This is a genomic window from Streptosporangium sp. NPDC003464 (assembly GCF_053588315.1).
In genome coordinates this window covers 1-1,038 of record NZ_JBSFPS010000579.1, presented here as the reverse complement: position 1 = coordinate 1,038, position 1,038 = coordinate 1, and the positions used below count along the sequence as shown (strand labels likewise).

General features: G+C 61.8%; 2 protein-coding genes. Both read left to right on the top strand.

The genetic code is table 11. The annotated features are described in order from the left end of the window. Positions 1–207, top strand: a 207-nt coding sequence (locus ACWDS7_RS48695) for a DUF6221 family protein (protein ID WP_451934862.1), incomplete at its 5' end; no start/stop codon positions are given. Positions 208–498: 291 nt separating this feature from the next. Next, positions 499–1,038, top strand: a 540-nt coding sequence (locus ACWDS7_RS48690; RefSeq protein ID WP_451934861.1) for a helix-turn-helix domain-containing protein, incomplete at its 3' end; no start/stop codon positions are given.

Below are 1,038 nucleotides of genomic sequence, written 5' to 3'. Positions count from 1 at the left end.
GACCCCGGCCGCATCCTGCGCGAGATCGAAGCCAAGCGGGAGATCCTTGCCCTATACGAAGGTGCCCAGCTCTCCGCCCAGGTCTCCGAGGGGACGATCCTCGCCGGCGGCACGAGGGTCCGACGCGGCGCGTACAAAGCGGTTGTGCAACTGCTCGCCCTGCCCTACTCCGACCACCCGGACTACCAGGAGAGATGGAAGCCGTGAGCGATGACGACGGCCTCTTCGCAGCACTGGCCCGCCTCGACCTGGACGCGTCCCAAGCCCGGCTCACGCTTGCCGTCGGTGGCACGCACGAGGATGCAGCAGCCATCATGCGGGGTGACGCTATGAACAACGGAGCGGCAACAGTTGTGGCAGGTGGGGCAGTGATCCCCACGTCTGACTCATGTGGCAGATTCGAACATGTCATCGAGTAATGCCACAGCCACGGTGAGTGCAAACTTCCATGATCTACCAGCTCTTGCGATTTTCGCAAGCAGTACATAGAATTTCTTCATGGCCGGGGAGATGACAGCAGCACGAGTACGCCAACTGATTACAGACAGCGGCCTTACCCAAGCGGTCTTCGCCAGCAAGGTAGGGCTTGACGAATCCAAGATGTCCAAGTCGTTGTCCGGCGTTCGAAGGTTCACTTCGCTCGACCTGGCCAGGATCGCCGATCTATGCGGCGCATCCGTCGACTGGCTCCTGGGCGCGAACCCCATCACGCCCGCCATGGCCGCGAGGACTTCGACAGCTCCCCTGACCGCGTCTGACGCCGCAATCCGCGAAGCGGAACGCCTCGCCCAGATGCGTACAGACCTCGCATTCCTCGGGTATCGGCAGGATGTGCCGAAGTTTCAATGGGCACATACCTCCACTCGCAACGTGGATCAGGGGCGCGATCTAGCTGTCTGCGCCACAGAGCATGCGCTAGCCAAGGGCGTCACGTTGTGGCAAAGCAGAGACTTGGCCGAAGCGGTCGAAACTGCATTCGATGTGGACGTGCGAGTCCACCGACTCCCTGACGGCTTTGATGGGCTCTCATGGGCCGAC